13 protein-coding genes and 1 tRNA gene are annotated in these 14816 nt (G+C 67.3%); 5 read left to right on the top strand and 9 right to left on the bottom strand.

The annotated features are described in order from the left end of the window. Positions 1-309 precede the first annotated feature (309 nt). From AC5JDC_RS04130 to AC5JDC_RS04110, 5 genes are all read right to left on the bottom strand, one after another. Positions 310-399 (bottom strand) — tRNA-Ser (locus tag AC5JDC_RS04130). Positions 400-574: 175 nt separating this feature from the next. After that, complete coding sequence (locus AC5JDC_RS04125) at positions 575-1168, bottom strand: ABC-type transport auxiliary lipoprotein family protein (protein ID WP_495839351.1); 594 nt, start codon at positions 1166-1168, stop codon at positions 575-577. A 99-nt stretch (positions 1169-1267) separates the two neighbouring features. After that, positions 1268-2641 carry an MlaD family protein gene (locus AC5JDC_RS04120; protein ID WP_106774650.1) on the bottom strand — a complete coding sequence of 458 codons (1374 nt, stop codon included), beginning with the start codon at positions 2639-2641 and terminating at the stop codon, positions 1268-1270. Positions 2642-2656: 15 nt separating this feature from the next. Further along, the gene (locus tag AC5JDC_RS04115) at positions 2657-3478 is read right to left on the bottom strand and encodes an ABC transporter ATP-binding protein (RefSeq protein ID WP_495839348.1); all 822 of its coding nucleotides are present in this window, start codon (positions 3476-3478) and stop codon (positions 2657-2659) included. Then, positions 3478-4653, bottom strand: a complete 1176-nt coding sequence (locus tag AC5JDC_RS04110) for an ABC transporter permease (protein ID WP_495839346.1) — start codon at positions 4651-4653, stop codon at positions 3478-3480. The genes AC5JDC_RS04115 and AC5JDC_RS04110 overlap by 1 nt, the downstream gene beginning before the upstream one ends. 80 nt (positions 4654-4733) lie before the next feature. Between AC5JDC_RS04110 and dgcA the strand changes: the two genes are divergently transcribed. Continuing rightward, the gene (gene dgcA, locus AC5JDC_RS04105) at positions 4734-5717 is read left to right on the top strand and encodes an N-acetyl-D-Glu racemase DgcA (RefSeq protein WP_495839344.1); all 984 of its coding nucleotides are present in this window, start codon (positions 4734-4736) and stop codon (positions 5715-5717) included. Here dgcA and AC5JDC_RS04100 read toward each other — a convergent pair. Next, positions 5706-6902 (bottom strand): MFS transporter, encoded by a 1197-nt coding sequence (locus AC5JDC_RS04100; RefSeq protein WP_495839342.1) that lies wholly within the window; start codon positions 6900-6902, stop codon positions 5706-5708. The genes dgcA and AC5JDC_RS04100 overlap by 12 nt on opposite strands. 142 nt (positions 6903-7044) lie before the next feature. Next, positions 7045-7863, bottom strand: a complete 819-nt coding sequence (locus AC5JDC_RS04095; protein WP_106774645.1) for a UDP-2,3-diacylglucosamine diphosphatase — start codon at positions 7861-7863, stop codon at positions 7045-7047. 123 nt (positions 7864-7986) lie between these two features. On the opposite strand from AC5JDC_RS04095, the gene AC5JDC_RS04090 reads away from it, so the two are divergent. Continuing rightward, entirely contained in the window at positions 7987-8766 is a 780-nt protein-coding gene (locus tag AC5JDC_RS04090) for an SDR family oxidoreductase (protein WP_495839340.1), read from the top strand. 65 nt (positions 8767-8831) lie between these two features. Continuing rightward, a complete protein-coding gene (locus tag AC5JDC_RS04085; RefSeq protein WP_106774643.1) occupies positions 8832-11144 on the top strand; it encodes an NADP-dependent malic enzyme in 2313 nt (770 codons plus the stop codon). A gap of 14 nt (positions 11145-11158) precedes the next feature. Here the strand turns inward: AC5JDC_RS04085 and AC5JDC_RS04080 are convergent, their stop codons facing one another. Continuing rightward, the gene (locus tag AC5JDC_RS04080; protein ID WP_495839337.1) at positions 11159-12169 is read right to left on the bottom strand and encodes an isopenicillin N synthase family dioxygenase; all 1011 of its coding nucleotides are present in this window, start codon (positions 12167-12169) and stop codon (positions 11159-11161) included. Positions 12170-12173: 4 nt separating this feature from the next. Further along, positions 12174-12572 (bottom strand): hypothetical protein, encoded by a 399-nt coding sequence (locus AC5JDC_RS04075; RefSeq protein ID WP_495839335.1) that lies wholly within the window; start codon positions 12570-12572, stop codon positions 12174-12176. Between the two features lie 249 nt (positions 12573-12821). Between AC5JDC_RS04075 and secG the strand changes: the two genes are divergently transcribed. Both secG and AC5JDC_RS04065 read left to right on the top strand, forming a co-directional pair. After that, positions 12822-13385, top strand: a complete 564-nt coding sequence (secG, locus tag AC5JDC_RS04070; RefSeq protein WP_495839333.1) for a preprotein translocase subunit SecG — start codon at positions 12822-12824, stop codon at positions 13383-13385. 247 nt (positions 13386-13632) lie between these two features. Continuing rightward, positions 13633-14787, top strand: a complete 1155-nt coding sequence (locus AC5JDC_RS04065) for a L,D-transpeptidase (RefSeq protein WP_495839331.1) — start codon at positions 13633-13635, stop codon at positions 14785-14787. Positions 14788-14816 lie beyond the last annotated feature (29 nt).

The following is a 14816-nucleotide window of genomic DNA, read 5'->3' as shown; positions in this document are numbered from 1 at the left end:
TCGCCTGAAGGTTGGAGCTATTATGCGCATACATACACATAATATCTCCAACCTTGCAAGGGCGCTTTCTCGCTTGCAGCTTGGCGACGCAATCTGGGGAATGAATTTGTCTGCTCGTATCTCTCTGCGGTACCCGACGAACCAGGTCTGCGTAAATTATTTCGCTGTTGATGTTTGAATCCACCCCTTCCGCGATCTGCTCATTAGCGACTTAGCAACAATTGGCTGCAGCGTGGAATCGGCGGTGTATTCTACTTGGTGATGATGCGCCATCGGCGGTGATCGGCGGCTATGTCGCACGATAGTGTTTGGCGGAGGGAGTGGGATTCGAACCCACGGTGAGGTCGCCCCCACGCCGGTTTTCAAGACCGGTGCCTTAAACCGCTCGGCCATCCCTCCCGCGTGACCATGGATCGACCCATGGGCGCTTCGAACCGCCAGCTCGCCGCGGCGTCGAATCGGCTCCGGAGCCGCCACGGACGGGTTCGCGTCATTCCTCTAGTGCGCTAGCCGGTGCCGCGTCAACCACGGCCGCAGCGCAGTTTGGCCGCCGCCAACCGGCACGCGAGCCGCGCTAGACCTGCGACTGCGTCCAGCTCACGATCTCGGCGCCGGCCTCGCCGAAGGCGGCGTCGAGCGCCCGCACATAGGCGTCGTTGCCGCTGCCCGAGAGCGGCGCGGCGGCGCTGAAGACGCGCGAGGCGCGCACCACGCCGTTGCGGTCGTTGAGGATGCGCACGAAGATCTCGACCTCGGCGCGGCGGGCGCTGTCGACCCTGACCTGGAAGGTGCGAATCTCGGCGACGAGCTGATAGTCGATGGCGAGCCCCTCGCCCGGCGTGCCGACGCCGGTGAAGCCGCCGGAGCCCTGGAATGCCTGCGCCAGCTTGGCCTGCACGACCAGCGGCAGCCGGTCCGACCATTGCGCTCCCTTGAGGAACTGGATGGCGCCCGGTCCCGTGCGGATGACCACGTTCTCGCCGTCGAAGGCCTTCAGCGCGCCCGGCTCGGCAATCAGCAGCTGGGCGTTGCGGCGGTGCGTCGCCGCCGGGGCGTCGGGCGTGCTCAGATCGTAGGTGTCGAGCGGCGCCGGCCCGCCGCCCAAGGCGGCGCAGCCGGCGAGGGCGAAGGCGAGCAGCAGGATAGCGGACGGCTGTTTGACACGCATGTGGAGAAGGCTACCCGCTCGCTTGAGAACCCGGACGCGCCAGCGGGCGATGTCCCCCCGCCCCTGCTGATTCCTTCTTGCGGCGCGCTGCAATCGCTGTCAACGCCGCGCCCGCCCGTCATACTGGCGCACGGTACCGTCTCCACCGGTAATGATGCGCTGCGGATTGCGTTCGAGGTCGGTGATCGCCCGCTCGATGCGGGTGATGGAGCGGCGGGCGTCGCGGATGAGCGCCTCGGCGTCGCGCAGTCCCGATCCGGAGAAGCGCGCCAGCCCGTCGGTGATGGTGCCAAGCCGTGCGTTGAGCGTGTCGGCGACCTGTCGAAAACCCTTCAGCGTCTCGTTGGCGTTGGCGACCAGGCCCTTCGCATCGTCCGAGCCGAGCAGGTTGTCGACCTTGGCGAGCACGCCGTCGACCCGCACGGAAGCCTGGTTGAGGCGGCGCATCAGCTCGGTGGCGTCGCTGATCATCTGGTCGATGTCCTCGGCCTTGTTGCCGAATTTCGAGGTGACCTTGGCGACGTCCGCCGCCGCCGCATTGGCGCTGCGGCTGGCCTGCTCGATGTTGGACAGCGCCGTGCGCACCTTGGCGGGGTCGACGCCGTCGAGAATGCCGTCGACCTTGGCGATGGTCTGCTGCGTACGGTCCGAAAACTCCTTGATGGAGGCCACCGTCTCGCGCACCTCGCGCACCGTGTCGTTGAACTGGCCGCTGGTCTGCGCCAGGTCGCGCGAGAATTTCTCGGCGTTGCCGACCACGGCCTCGACCTTCCTGGGGTCGACCGCCTTCAATATGTCCTCGGCGGCCTTCAGCGAGCCGTCGAGCTTGCCGGACAGGCCGGCCAGCTCCTCGGACAGCTTGGAGGCGGCTTCCAGGAACTTGTCGACGCCATCGGCATTGCGCGCCAGTGCGCCCGAAAAGGTCTGCACATTGCGCACCGTGTCGGTGAGCGGCCCGCGCACATCCGTTGTAAATCCCTCGAGCTGGGTCAGCACCGTGTCGGCGCGGGTAAAGATGTCCTGCGCCTTCTGCAGGAGGTTGGTCACCGCCGAGGGATCGGCGTTGATTTCGGCGACGGTCCCGTTCGCCTCCGCCTCGTCGAGCAGGTTGGGCTCCTGCACCTCCGAGCCCTTGATCTCGATATTGGCCTGGCCGGTCAGGCCGGCGATGCCGATGACCGCGGAAGTCGAGCGGGTGATCGGCGTCAAGCGGTCGATCTGGGTGTCGGCGATGGCGACGGTGGGATTGGTCACGTCGATGTAGACGCGCTGCACGTCGCCGACTTTGACGCCGTTGAACAGCACGGCGCTGCCGCGCCCCAGGCCCGAGGCCGAGCCCGGGATGCGCACGCGCAGCAGCGTCGTCTCGCCGCGGTCGCCGATCGCCGCCGTCCAGTAGATGAAGGCGAAGGCGGCAACAATGGCGACCAGCGTGAAGATACCGACGACGACGTAATTGGCTCTGGTTTCCATCCCGCAACCGTAATTCTATGTTCGGCCCGCAAGATCAAGCTGGCGCGCACGTTTTCCGCGAAAATAGGATTTTACCCACGGCTCCTCGCTGGCCAGCATGTCTTTGATCGGGCCCTCCACCAGCACTTTCTTCTTGCCGAGCACGGCGACGCGGTCGCACACCGAGAACAGGCTGTCGAGGTCGTGCGTCACCATGTAGACGGTCAGCCCCATCGTGTCGCGCAGCTTGGCGACCAGCTCGTCGAACTCCGCGGCGCCGATCGGATCGAGGCCCGAAGTCGGCTCGTCGAGAAAGACCAGGTCGGGATCGAGCGCCAGCGCCCGGGCGAGTGCGGCGCGCTTGATCATGCCGCCCGACAGCTCCGAGGGGAATTTCGGCGCCGCGTCGGCCGGCAGGCCGACCAGCTCGAGCTTGAGGTAGGCGAGTTCGTCCATCAGCGAGCGCGGCATGTCGAGATATTCGCGCATCGGCACCTGGATGTTCTCCAGCACCGTCAGCGAGGAGAACAGCGCGCCATGCTGAAACAGCACGCCCATGCGCATGTCCATCCGCAGCCGCTCCTCCTCGCTCGCCTCGTCGACGTCGAGACCGAACAGCCGGATGGTGCCGGCGCGCTTCTTGTTGAGGCCGAGAACCGTGCGCAGCAGCACCGACTTGCCGGCGCCGGATGCGCCGACAAAGCCGAGTATCTCGCCGCGCCGGATGTCGAGATCGAGATTGTCGAGCACGATCTTGTCGCCGAAGCCGACGGTGACGCCGCGCACCGACAGGATCGGCTGGTCGTCCGCGACCGCCGCTCCGTTTGTCGTCGCATCCGACCTCGCTGCGCCACGCATCAGAAATTGATCTGCGCGAAGAAGATGGCGAACATGCCGTCGAGGATGACGACGACGAAGATCGACTTCACCACCGAGGCGGTGACGTGCAGGCCCAGCGATTCGGCGCTGCCGCCGACCTTCATGCCCTCGACCGAGGCGATGATGCCGATGATCATGGCCATGAACGGTGCCTTGATCAGGCCGACGAAGATGGTGCCGACGTCGATCGCCGAGCGCAGCCGGTCGATGAAGGCGGTGGGCGTGATGTCCGAATAGGTCCAGGTGATGCCGATGGCGCCGCCGATCGCCGCGAAATTGGCGAGCACGGTGAGGCAGGGCAGCGCGATCACCAGCGCCACGAGGCGCGGAAACACCAGCACGCCGACCGGATTGAGGCCGATGACGGTCAGCGCGTCGACCTCCTCGCGCATCTTCATGGAACCGATCTCGGCGGTGATGGCGCTGCCGGAGCGGCCGGCGATCATGATCGCCGTCATCAGCACGCCGAGTTCGCGCAGCACGAGGATGCCGACGAGGTCGACAACGAAGATGTCGGCGCCGAAATAGCGCAGCTGGAAGGCGCCCTGCTGCGCGACGATGGCGCCGACGATGGTTGACATCAGCAGGATCACGGGAATAGCGCCCACGCCCATCCGGTCGATCTGGTGGAAGATCGCGGTGAAATTGATGCCGTGGCCGCGGCCCGACTTCATCTGGCCGCCGCGGATGGTGGCGCCCAGGATGTTCATGGCGGCGAGGAAGTCGTCGCGGGCGCCGTAGACGGAGCGGCCGATCCCCTCGAGCAATCGCAGCACGACGTTGGGCCGGGCCGCCTTCTCCGGCCGCTCCAGCGCCCGCGCGGCGTCGATGGCGTTGAGCAGGACATCCATGGAGGGGCTCTGTCCTTCGACCGCCACCTCGGCGCCGCCGGCCTTCGCCCGCTCGCACAGCCGGTCGATCAGCCAGGCGCCGGCGGTGTCCATGCGCTCTATGCCGGACAGGTCGAGCACCAGCGGGCGGCCGCCCATCCGGCTGCCCAGCCGGTTCATGGCGTCATCCACCCCGGCAACGTTGCGCGTCGTCCAGCGGCCGGCGAGCCGCAAGACCAGACGGCCGTCCTCCTCGACCTCCTCGACGGACGGCCGGTTGACGGTCCCCGACAGGCTTGCCTCGCTGGAACGGTTGTTCAACATAAGACCCAAGTCTTAGCTGCGGAATCACGGCCTGTCACTTTACGCGGCATCGCGCGCGATCACATCCGGAGGAGAAAATCATGGCGCGTGTCCTTTCGGTCGAGGTCGAACGTTTTCCGATCGCCGGCACCTTCACCATCTCGCGCGGCTCCAAGACGGAAGCCGAGGTGATCTGCTGCACCATCCGCGAAGGAGCATTCGCCGGCCGCGGCGAATGCGTCCCCTACCGCCGCTACGGCGAATCGATCGACAGTGTGGTTTCGGCGATCGAGACCGGCCGCTCTGCCATCGAGAGCGGCATCGACCGGAAGGGGCTCGCCGCCGCCATGCCGGCCGGCGCGGCGCGCAACGGGCTCGACTGCGCGCTGTGGGATCTGGAAGCCAAGGCTTCCGGCCGCCCGGCGGCTGACGCGGTCGGCGTGTCGGCGCCGCACCCGATCATCACCGCCTACACGCTCTCGCTCGACACGCCGGAGCGTATGGCCGCGCAGGCGCGCGCCAACGCGGCGCGGCCGCTGCTCAAGGTCAAGATCGGCGGCCGTGGCGATGCCGAGCGCATCCGCGCGGTCGTCGAGGCGGCGCCGAAAAGCCGCATCATCCTCGACGCCAACGAAGGCTGGAACGAAGGCAACCTTGCGGAAAACCTCGCGCTTGCGGCGGAACTCGGCGTGGCGCTGGTCGAGCAGCCGCTGCCAGCCGACAGGGACGAGGCGCTGCGCGGCATGGCGCGGCCGGTGCCGGTCTGCGCCGACGAGAGCATCCATGTCGCGGAAGACCTCGAGCGGCTGGCCGGCCTTTACGACGCCGTCAATATCAAGCTCGACAAGGCGGGCGGGCTCACCGCCGCCCTGGCACTGCGCGACCGGGCGCGGGCGCTCGGCTTTCGCATCATGGTGGGCTGCATGGTCGGCACCTCGCTCGGCATGGCGCCGGCCGTGCTCCTGGCGCAGGACGCCGATTTCGTCGACCTCGACGGGCCCCTTCTTCTGGCAAGAGACCGCCAGCCGGCGCTCGCCTATGCCGGGTCGCTGGTCTTCCCGCCCACGTCGGCCCTATGGGGCTGAGCGGCGCGCCAGCGCGATCAGGCCCATTCCGGCGGCCGCGACGGCTGCCATCGGAAAGAAGCCGCCGACGCCGAAAGCCGCATAGAGCGGACCCGACAGAAGCGTGACGGCGGCCATCGAGAAGCCGTTGGCGAAGAAGGCGATGCCTTGCGCCGCCCCGGTGCGCTCCTCCGGGACCGTCTCGACGATCAGCTTCTGCACGCCGATCAGGATGAGCGCGGTCGACAAGGCATGCAACGTCTGCACCGCGAAGAAGCCGGCGACGCCGGCGCCGGATGGCCAGACCAGCGGAAAGGCGATCCAGCGCAGCACCGCCCCTGCCCCGGCGAGGCCGAGCACGGTGGTCGCCGAGCGGTGCGAGAACAGCCGGGTGAACAGCATGAACATGACGATCTCGGCGGCGACCGACCAGGCCCACAACATGCCGATCACCGTGTCGGCGATGCCGATCGACGTCCAGTAGATGGACACGAAGCCGTACAGAAAGCCGTGGCTGCCGGTGATCAGGCCGGCGCCGGCGACGAACAGCACGAAATAGCGGTTGAGCAGCCGCGGCCCGCCCTCCTGGATGTCGACCGCAGACAGGGGCGAGGCCCGCCGCGGCCGGCCGAGCCGCGGCGCCAGCAGCGATACCGCCAGCGTCAGGCACAGGCTGCCGGTGATGATGAGCGGAACGGCCTGCACGCCGGCCACGGACAGGAAGAAACCGCCGCCCAGATTAGCGGCGAGGAAGGCGATGGAGCCCCAGATGCGCATGCCGGGATAGACCGAGCCGAAGCGCCGCACACCGGAAAGCGCCAGCGAATCCGACAGCGGCGAATGCGGCGTCCAGGCGACCGCCAGCGCCAGCGACGCGGTGAGGACCACCAGATAGGTGGGCTGCAGGAAGAAGCCGAGCGAGACGGCGAGCGCTGCCGCGATCAGCAGGATCAGCACATTGGCCCGGTCCTTCGCCTCGTCGGCCATCGCCGTGATGAACGGGGTGGTGACGACGCGCAGGAACATCGGCGCCGACAGCATGAGCGCGATCTCGCCGGCGCCGAAGCCTTTTGCCTCCAGCCAGAGCGGGAAGTAGGGCAGATGGATGCCCTGCGGCACGAAGATCACGGCGAACAGCAGCGACATCCGGAGTTCGAAATGGCGCGGCTTGACGAGTTGTTCCGGCGAGAGCGGGGGCAGAGACATGAAGCGGTCCGGCCGGCTGTTCGGGCGATGCGGCCCGGTGCTGCTCGTCGGCCCATATCATGCCGGCAATGAGTCGCCCAACGGCCGGCGTCCGGCCTCGCCCGAAGCTCCGCCGCTGTGGCCGAAACGCCACGCAGGCGCGTCAGGCGGCTTCCGCCGCCGTGCCCTCGATCACCCGCGGCTCGAAGCCGCGCCCCTTCGACGCGGCGACCGCTACATGCGGCCAGTGCAGGATTTCCAGCGCCCCGTCGAAATGCTCGACCACCGCGGTGCAGCTTTCCACCCAGTCGCCGGTGTTGACATAGGTGATGTCGTCGAAGCGCTCGATCACGGCGTGGTGGATGTGGCCGCAGATGACGCCGTCGACCTCCGAGCGCCGCGCCTCCTCGCTCAGCACCTGCTGGAAGGCGCCGATGAAGTTCACGGCCTTCTTCACCTTCACCTTGGCCCAGGACGAGAACGACCAGTAGGGCAGGCCGAGCGCCCGCCGGATGCGGAAGACGACACGGTTGACGGTGATCGCCAGGTCGTAGGCGCGGTCGCCGAGATAGGCGAGCCAGCGGACGTTGTGGACGATGGTGTCGAACTGGTCGCCGTGGATGACGAGGAAACGCTTGCCGTCGGCGGTCTCGTGGATCGCCCGGTCGCTGACGACGATGCCGCCGAAATGCGTGCCCTGGAACTGCCGCAGGAACTCGTCGTGGTTGCCGGCGATGTAGAAGATGCTGGCGCCCTTGCGGGCCTGGCGCAGCAGCTTCTGCACCACGTCGTTGTGCGCCTGCGGCCAGTGCCAGGAGCGGCGCAGCCGCCAGCCGTCAACGATGTCGCCGACCAGGTAGATGGTGTCCGCCTCGTGATGGCGCAGGAAGTCGATGAGGAAATCGGCCTTGGCCGCCTTCGAGCCGAGATGCAGGTCGGAGATGAAAAGCGTTCTGTACCTGCGGGGCGCCGTGTCGGTCATGGCGGCCTGCTCCTGTTTCTGCTGGAGCGGCAATGCCCAGATTCATGCTACATCCGTATGACGGTTGCGGTTTCGCGGCGGCCCGCTATAGGGTGCGCGCCTTCGCAAACGGAGGACGGCGAGATGGATCTCGGCATTCGCGGACGCAAGGCGATCGTCTGCGCATCGAGCAAGGGGCTGGGCAAGGGCTGCGCCATGGCGCTGGCGGAAGCCGGCGTCGACCTGGTGATGAATGCCCGCGACGCCAAAATCCTCATTCAGGCGGCTGCCGAGATTCGCGAGCGTTTTCAGGTCAGTGTGACGGAAGTCTCAGGTGACGTCTCCGATCCGGCCGTGCAGCGCGAGCTGCTTGCCGCCTGCCCCGAGCCGGACATCCTGGTCAACAACAATGGCGGTCCGCCGCGCCGCGATTTCCGCGAGCTCGACCGCGCCGCCATCCTGCAGGGCATCACCGGCAATCTCGTGACGCCGTTCGAGTTGATCCAGGCGGTGGTCGACGGCATGGCGGCGCGCGGCTTCGGGCGCATCGTCAACATCACCTCGCTGTCGGTCTACGTGCCGATCGAGGGGCTCGACCTTTCCTCGGCGGCGCGGGCCGGCCTGACCTCGTTCCTGTCCGGCATCGCGCGCGGGGTTGCCGACAAAAACGTCACCATAAACAATCTGTTGCCGGGAAAGCTTGATACCGACCGGCTGCGCGGCCCGCACGATCCGAGCGTGCCGGAAGACCCGGACGCGGCGCGCAAGCGCAAGGCCCGGCTCGCCGCCGACATACCGGCCAAGCGGCTGGGAACGCCGGAGGAATTCGGCCAGATCTGCGCCTTCCTGTGCTCCGCCCATGCCGGCTACCTGACCGGGCAGAACATACCGGTCGACGGCGGGCTCTATGTGAGCGCGTTCTGACGCACGGGCGGAAACCGCTCGAAAAGGTGATAAAAACTCCGCAGGAAAGAACGAAGGTCGCGTGAATGAGCAGCGAAAACAGCAAGTCGGCCCGTTTGGACCTCGAAGAAGCGGCACTTTTCTTCCACAAATATCCGACCCCCGGCAAATTGGAGATCCAGGCGACCAAACCGCTCGGCAACCAGCGCGATCTGGCGCTGGCTTATTCGCCGGGCGTCGCCGCGCCCTGCCTCGCTATCCGTGACGACCCGGCGACCGCCGCCGACTACACCGGCCGCGCCAATCTGGTCGCCGTCATCTCCAACGGCAGCGCCGTGCTCGGCCTCGGCAATATCGGGCCGCTCGCCTCCAAGCCGGTCATGGAAGGCAAGGCGGTGCTGTTCAAGAAGTTCGCCGGCATCGACGTCTTCGACATCGAGATCGACGCGCCGCAGATCGACCGCATGGTCGAGACGGTCGCCGCGCTCGAGCCGACCTTCGGCGGCATCAACCTCGAGGACATCAAGGCGCCCGAATGCTTCGAGGTCGAGGAGCGGCTGAAGGCGCGCATGGGCATCCCGGTCTTCCATGACGACCAGCACGGCACCGCCATCATCGTCGCCGCGGCCATCCTCAACGGGCTGGAGTTCGCCGGCAAGAACGTCGCCGACGTCAAGATCGTCACCTCCGGCGCGGGTGCCGCGGCGCTCGCCTGCCTCAACCTGCTGGTGTCGCTCGGCGCCAAGGTCGAGAACATCTGGGTCACCGACCGCTTCGGCGTCGCCTACAAGGGCCGCGTCGACGAGATGGACCGCTGGAAGGACCCCTACGTCAAGGACACCGAGGCGCGCACGCTTGCCGACGTGATCGCCGGCGCCGACGTCTTCCTCGGCCTGTCGGCGGCCGGCGTGCTCAAGCCGGAGCTGCTCCAGCACATGGCGCCGAAGCCGCTCGTGCTGGCGCTCGCCAACCCGACGCCTGAGATCATGCCGGAGGTGGCGCGGGCCGCGCGGCCCGACGCCATGATCTGCACCGGCCGCTCGGACTTCCCCAACCAGGTCAACAACGTCCTGTGCTTCCCCTACATCTTCCGCGGGGCGCTGGACTGCGGCGCCAGCGCCATCAACGAGGAGATGAAGATGGCGGCGGTGCGCGCCATCGCGGCACTCGCCCGCGAGGAGCCGTCGGACGTGGCGGCGCGCGCCTATTCGGGCGAGACGCCGATCTTCGGCCCCGACTTCCTCATCCCCTCGCCCTTCGACCCGCGCCTCATCCTGCGCATCGCGCCGGCGGTGGCCAGGGCGGCCTGCGAGACCGGCGTGGCGACACGCCCGATCGCCGACTTCCCGGCCTATATCGACCGGCTGAACCGCTTCGTCTTCCGCTCCGGCCTGGTCATGAAGCCGGTGTTCTCCGCCGCCAAGACCTCACCCGCCAAGCGCGTCATCTATGCCGACGGCGAGGACGAGCGCGTGCTGCGCGCGGCCCAGGTGGTGATCGACGAGGAGATCGCCACGCCGATCCTCATCGGCCGTCCCAACGTCGTGGAAGTGCGCCTCAAGCGTTACGGCCTGCGCATCCGCCCCGGCACCGATTTCGAACTGATCAATCCCGAGGACGATCCGCGCTACCGCGACTATGTCGACCTGTTGACCGAGCTGGGCGGCCGGCGCGGCATCACGCCCGAGGCGGCGCGCACCATGGTGCGCACGGAAGCGACGGTGATCGCCGCGCTCGCGGTGCGCCGCAACGAGGCCGATGCCATGATCTGCGGCCTGGAGGGGCGGTTCGCGCGGCACCTTCGGCATGTCTCGCTGCTCATCGGCGCGCGCCCGGACGTCACCGACCGCGACCTCTCGGCGCTGTCGATGCTGATCTCCAGCCGCGGCGTGGTGTTCTTCACCGACACCTACGTCACCGTCGATCCGACCGCCGAGGAGATCGCCGAGATGACGATGCTCGCGGCCGAGGAGATACGGCGCTTCGGCATCGAGCCGAAGGCGGCGCTGCTGTCCTTCTCCAACTTCGGCTCGCGCGAATCGCCCAGCGCGCTGAAGATGCGGCAGGCCGCCGAGATTCTGCGCGACCGCGCGCCCGACCTCGAATGCGACGGCGAGATGCACGCCGATTCGGCGCTGTCGGAGGCGCTGCGCCAGCGCATCAACCCGCATTCTCGGCTGAAGGGCGAGGCGAACCTGCTGGTCTTCCCCAATCTGGATGCCGCCAACATCGCGCTGACCACGGTCAAGCAGATGATGGACGCGCTGCATGTCGGCCCGATCCTGCTCGGCACCGACCGGCCGGCACACATCCTGACCCCCTCGGTGACCTCGCGCGGCATCGTCAACATGACGGCGCTTGCGGTGGTGGAGGCGGCGCAGCGCAAGGCCGAGGGCTGAGGGCCGCCCGCCTCTCACGCCGCCGGCTTCACCGTCGCCTGGAACTTCGACATCAGATACGGCCCGGAAAACACCGGCGCGTAGCGCGGGCTCTCGCCCGGCGCCAGGCATGACGGGATGCAGGCGATCTCCTGGTGCCAGTTGGGCTGGTGGAAGAAGGCGAGCGACTGGCGGCGGGCCGCGCTGCCGTCGGAATTGACGACGCGGTGCAGCGTCGACACCCAGCGGTCGTTGGTCCAGCGCGCCATCAGGTCGCCGATGTTGATGACGAAGGCGCCGTCGACCGGCGGCACCTCGCGCCAATCCCCTTCCGGCGTGAATATCTGCAGGCCGGACGAGCCAGGCTGCGGCAACAGGATCGTGAGGCTGCCGTAGTCGGTATGGGCGCCGGCGCGCAACTGCCCCGGCTGCGGCGCCACATGCGTCTGCGGATAGTTGAGCGCGCGCAGGGCGCTGACCGGACGGTCGATGGTCTTGTCGAAAAAGGTTTCGGGCAGGTCGAGCGCCGCCGCGAAGACGCGCATGATGCGGCCGGCAAGGTCCTCCATGGCGCGGTAATAGGCTTCCCAGGCCGAGCGGAAACCCGCCGGCTCCTCCGGCCAGATCGTCGCGGCATAGCAGAAGGCGAGCGCCTGGGCATCGTCCAGCCCTTCCGGCACGGAAAGCGGGCCGCCGTTAAAACTTTCCTTGAGGTCGGGCGGCGTGTCCTGCCCCTTCGACTTCGCCAGCGCCTCCACGCCAGGGCCGAGATAGCCATAGGGATAGCCGGGATAAGGCGCCCTCGCCTTCTCCTTGACCTCGGCAGGCAGGTCGAAGAAGGCATGCGCCTTCCGCCAGACGGCATCGATCACCGGCCGCGGCACCGAATGGCCGGAGATCGCCAGGAAGCCGGTGCTGCGGCAGATGGCGTCGACCTCCGCGCCCAGGGCCCGGCGGCCGGCGGCATCGGCCTGCTCGAAGCGGGAGAGATCGAAGATAGGGAAGTTGCGGGCGGGGGCCGGATTTTCCGACAGATCGGACGGCATGTCGTCACCTTTCCCGGTAATTTCGCTCGAAAATCACAACCTTGCCGTGATCTTTCGGATCAATTTTCACGGAAAACCTATGCCCGATAACGACGCCAACGGTATTTATATCAAGATCATTGCGAACATCTGCATAACAATCTTTGCCAAGATATCTATATGCAACTCTATAGGAAGATGAAGGAGGATCTTCAGAAAGCTGAATGCAATCAACCACCACAGCCTCAACCAAATCCCAGCCCTCCACCTCCTTTAGTAGTCTGGGCTTTATGTATGCCTCACGGTATGCAAAATACACCACGAACAGGATCAGTATTATCCAGATAATCCATGCTGTAGTGTCTGCATCCACGGGCGGCATCGATACCGGACCTCGCTGGCTCCCCTCGGCTTTCGCGAACATAGCCGAACCTTGGCTTTGCGGACAACCGGGATCGGTGGTTCCGGCATCCGGCGATGATCAGCCCTCACCACTATCGCCTGAAGCGAATGGAGCGGTCGCGAAGCGGCATTTCTGTCAAAAAACCCTTTCACCCCCGCCGGCACTGCCCCATATAGGCCTCGGGCTTGGAAATGCGGCGAAAGCCATGTATTGAGCCGCCACGTTCGGCAGGGCGCGCCTGTCCGCGTCCTGGAATCCGCCGGAGAAGTCATGCAAACCGTCGTTATCGTCGTCCACCTGATGATCGTTCTGGCTCTTGTCGGCGTCGTGCTTCTGCAGCGCTCGGAAGGCGGCGGTCTCGGCATCGGCGGCGGCTCGGGCTTCATGACGGCGCGCGGCGCGGCCAATGCGCTGACGCGCACCACGGCGATCCTGGCGGCGGCCTTCTTCGTCACCTCGCTCGGCCTGTCGCTGATCGCCCGCTACGGCGAGCGGCCGATCGACATCCTCGACCGCGTGCCGACCACCCAGGGACAGGGCGGCGCCGGCGTGCTCGACCAGCTCGGCGGATCCTCCGACGTTCCGGCCCCGGCCGCGCCTGCCGGCGACACCCCTGCCCCGGCTCCCGGCGCCGATGCGCCCGCTCCGGCAATCCCGACGGCTCCCGAGGCGGCCCCGAGCGAAGGCTCCGCCACGCCACCCGCCGGCGAGCAGGCCACGCCGCCCGTCGTCACGCCGGTGACCCCGCCCGCCGCCGACGGCACCACCGCGACCCCGCCGGCCGCCGAGCCGGCGCCCGCCCAGCCGGCGCAGCCGCAGGTTCCGAATCAGTAACCATAAGCTGTGCTTCTTTGATCACACCCCGGCTAAATGCCGCCGTGATCACGCGGAATCGATCTCGCCGGCACCGCGCGGCGCCTTGAGCAGGCCCGGAATTTGCGCTTATAACGCGTCCACGGCCGCCATGATGGGGGGCGAAGCGGAAATGCCGCTCGTCTGAGCGCCGGGCGCATTACGTTTCGGGATATTTAGCATGCTACCTCGCAGTCTCCTGCTGTTGGGCCTCTGTGCCGCGTTGGGCATGGCCACGCCGGCCCTTGCCGAACCGGCCAAGCCGCAGAAATCCACGGTCGTCCAGGCCAAGAAGAAAACCGCCGAAGCCAGGACTTCGGCCAAGAAGAAGGTCGTCGCCAGGAAGAAGGCAGGCCAGACCGAGGAGGAGAAGGCACTCGCCGCCCAGGAGAAGGCCAAGGCGCGGCAGGAAGCACTCGAGAAGCAGCGCCAGGCAAAACTCGCCGCCATGCGCGCCAAGGCCAAGGCCGACGCGGACGCCCGCCGCACCGCCTTCCTGGGCTCGAAGGAGACGGCCAGGGAGGCAGCGGCCAAGGAGAAGCCCGGCAAGAAGGGCAAGGCCGCCGAGGTGGCGGTGGCCGAGCAGCCGAAGAGGAGCACCTTCCGCATCCTGTTCGGCGACGAGCGCAAGCCCGAGCCCGAGCAGTCCCAGCCGGTCGCCCTGCGCAGCGCCAAGCCGGTCACCGGGCTGACCGCCGAGCGCATCGCCGCGCAGAAGGCGGCGGCCGTCGGCGCCGAGACCGTGGTGCGCAGCGGCAACAATGGCGAGTTGCGCAGCGGCGAGGTCGGCAACCCGCAGTCCGGCTTCTTCCAGGTCCTGTTCGGCGACGAGCCGGCCGGCACCAACCTTTTGCCCGAGACCCGCGCCCTCGATTCGGTGCTGGAGCAGAAGCAGCAGACCAAGGGCCGCTTCAAGCTGCGCCCCGAATACGAGGCGCAGACCGTCGCCTTCTCCGGCTATCCCCGCGGCACCATCGTCGTCGATACCGCCAACCACTTCCTCTACCTCGTCGAATCGGCCGGCACCGCGCGGCGCTACGGCATCGCGGTCGGCCGCGAGGGCCTGCAATACAAGGGCCGGGTGACGGTCGGCGACAAGCAGGAATGGCCGCGCTGGATCCCGACCAAGGAGATGCAGCAGCGCGAGCCGAGGAAATACGGCCAGTACAAGGACGGCATGCCCGGCGGCGGCCAGAACCCGCTCGGCGCCCGCGCCATCTATCTCTACAGCGGCAAGCAGGACACCTATCTGCGCATCCACGGCACCATCGCGCCGCAGTCGATCGGCACCAACGCCTCCAATGGCTGCTTTCGCATGACCAACGAGCACGTCATCGACCTCTACAACCGCGTCCGCCCGGGCACGCCCGTCGTCGTGCTCTGATCGCGCCAACCGCATCCCGGAAGGGCCGG

The organism is Kumtagia sp. (assembly GCF_059502445.1).
This window is presented reverse-complemented; position numbering and strand designations above follow the sequence as displayed.

Coding starts and splice junctions, on each gene's coding strand:
- AC5JDC_RS04125 (WP_495839351.1), bottom strand. CDS start 1,168: ATGCGTGTCAAACAGCCGTCCGCTATCCTGCTGCTCGCCTTCGCCCTC.
- AC5JDC_RS04120 (WP_106774650.1), bottom strand. CDS start 2,641: ATGGAAACCAGAGCCAATTACGTCGTCGTCGGTATCTTCACGCTGGTC.
- AC5JDC_RS04115 (WP_495839348.1), bottom strand. CDS start 3,478: ATGCGTGGCGCAGCGAGGTCGGATGCGACGACAAACGGAGCGGCGGTC.
- AC5JDC_RS04110 (WP_495839346.1), bottom strand. CDS start 4,653: ATGTTGAACAACCGTTCCAGCGAGGCAAGCCTGTCGGGGACCGTCAAC.
- dgcA (WP_495839344.1), top strand. CDS start 4,734: ATGGCGCGTGTCCTTTCGGTCGAGGTCGAACGTTTTCCGATCGCCGGC.
- AC5JDC_RS04100 (WP_495839342.1), bottom strand. CDS start 6,902: ATGTCTCTGCCCCCGCTCTCGCCGGAACAACTCGTCAAGCCGCGCCAT.
- AC5JDC_RS04095 (WP_106774645.1), bottom strand. CDS start 7,863: ATGACCGACACGGCGCCCCGCAGGTACAGAACGCTTTTCATCTCCGAC.
- AC5JDC_RS04090 (WP_495839340.1), top strand. CDS start 7,987: ATGGATCTCGGCATTCGCGGACGCAAGGCGATCGTCTGCGCATCGAGC.
- AC5JDC_RS04085 (WP_106774643.1), top strand. CDS start 8,832: ATGAGCAGCGAAAACAGCAAGTCGGCCCGTTTGGACCTCGAAGAAGCG.
- AC5JDC_RS04080 (WP_495839337.1), bottom strand. CDS start 12,169: ATGCCGTCCGATCTGTCGGAAAATCCGGCCCCCGCCCGCAACTTCCCT.
- AC5JDC_RS04075 (WP_495839335.1), bottom strand. CDS start 12,572: ATGTTCGCGAAAGCCGAGGGGAGCCAGCGAGGTCCGGTATCGATGCCG.
- secG (WP_495839333.1), top strand. CDS start 12,822: ATGCAAACCGTCGTTATCGTCGTCCACCTGATGATCGTTCTGGCTCTT.
- AC5JDC_RS04065 (WP_495839331.1), top strand. CDS start 13,633: ATGGCCACGCCGGCCCTTGCCGAACCGGCCAAGCCGCAGAAATCCACG.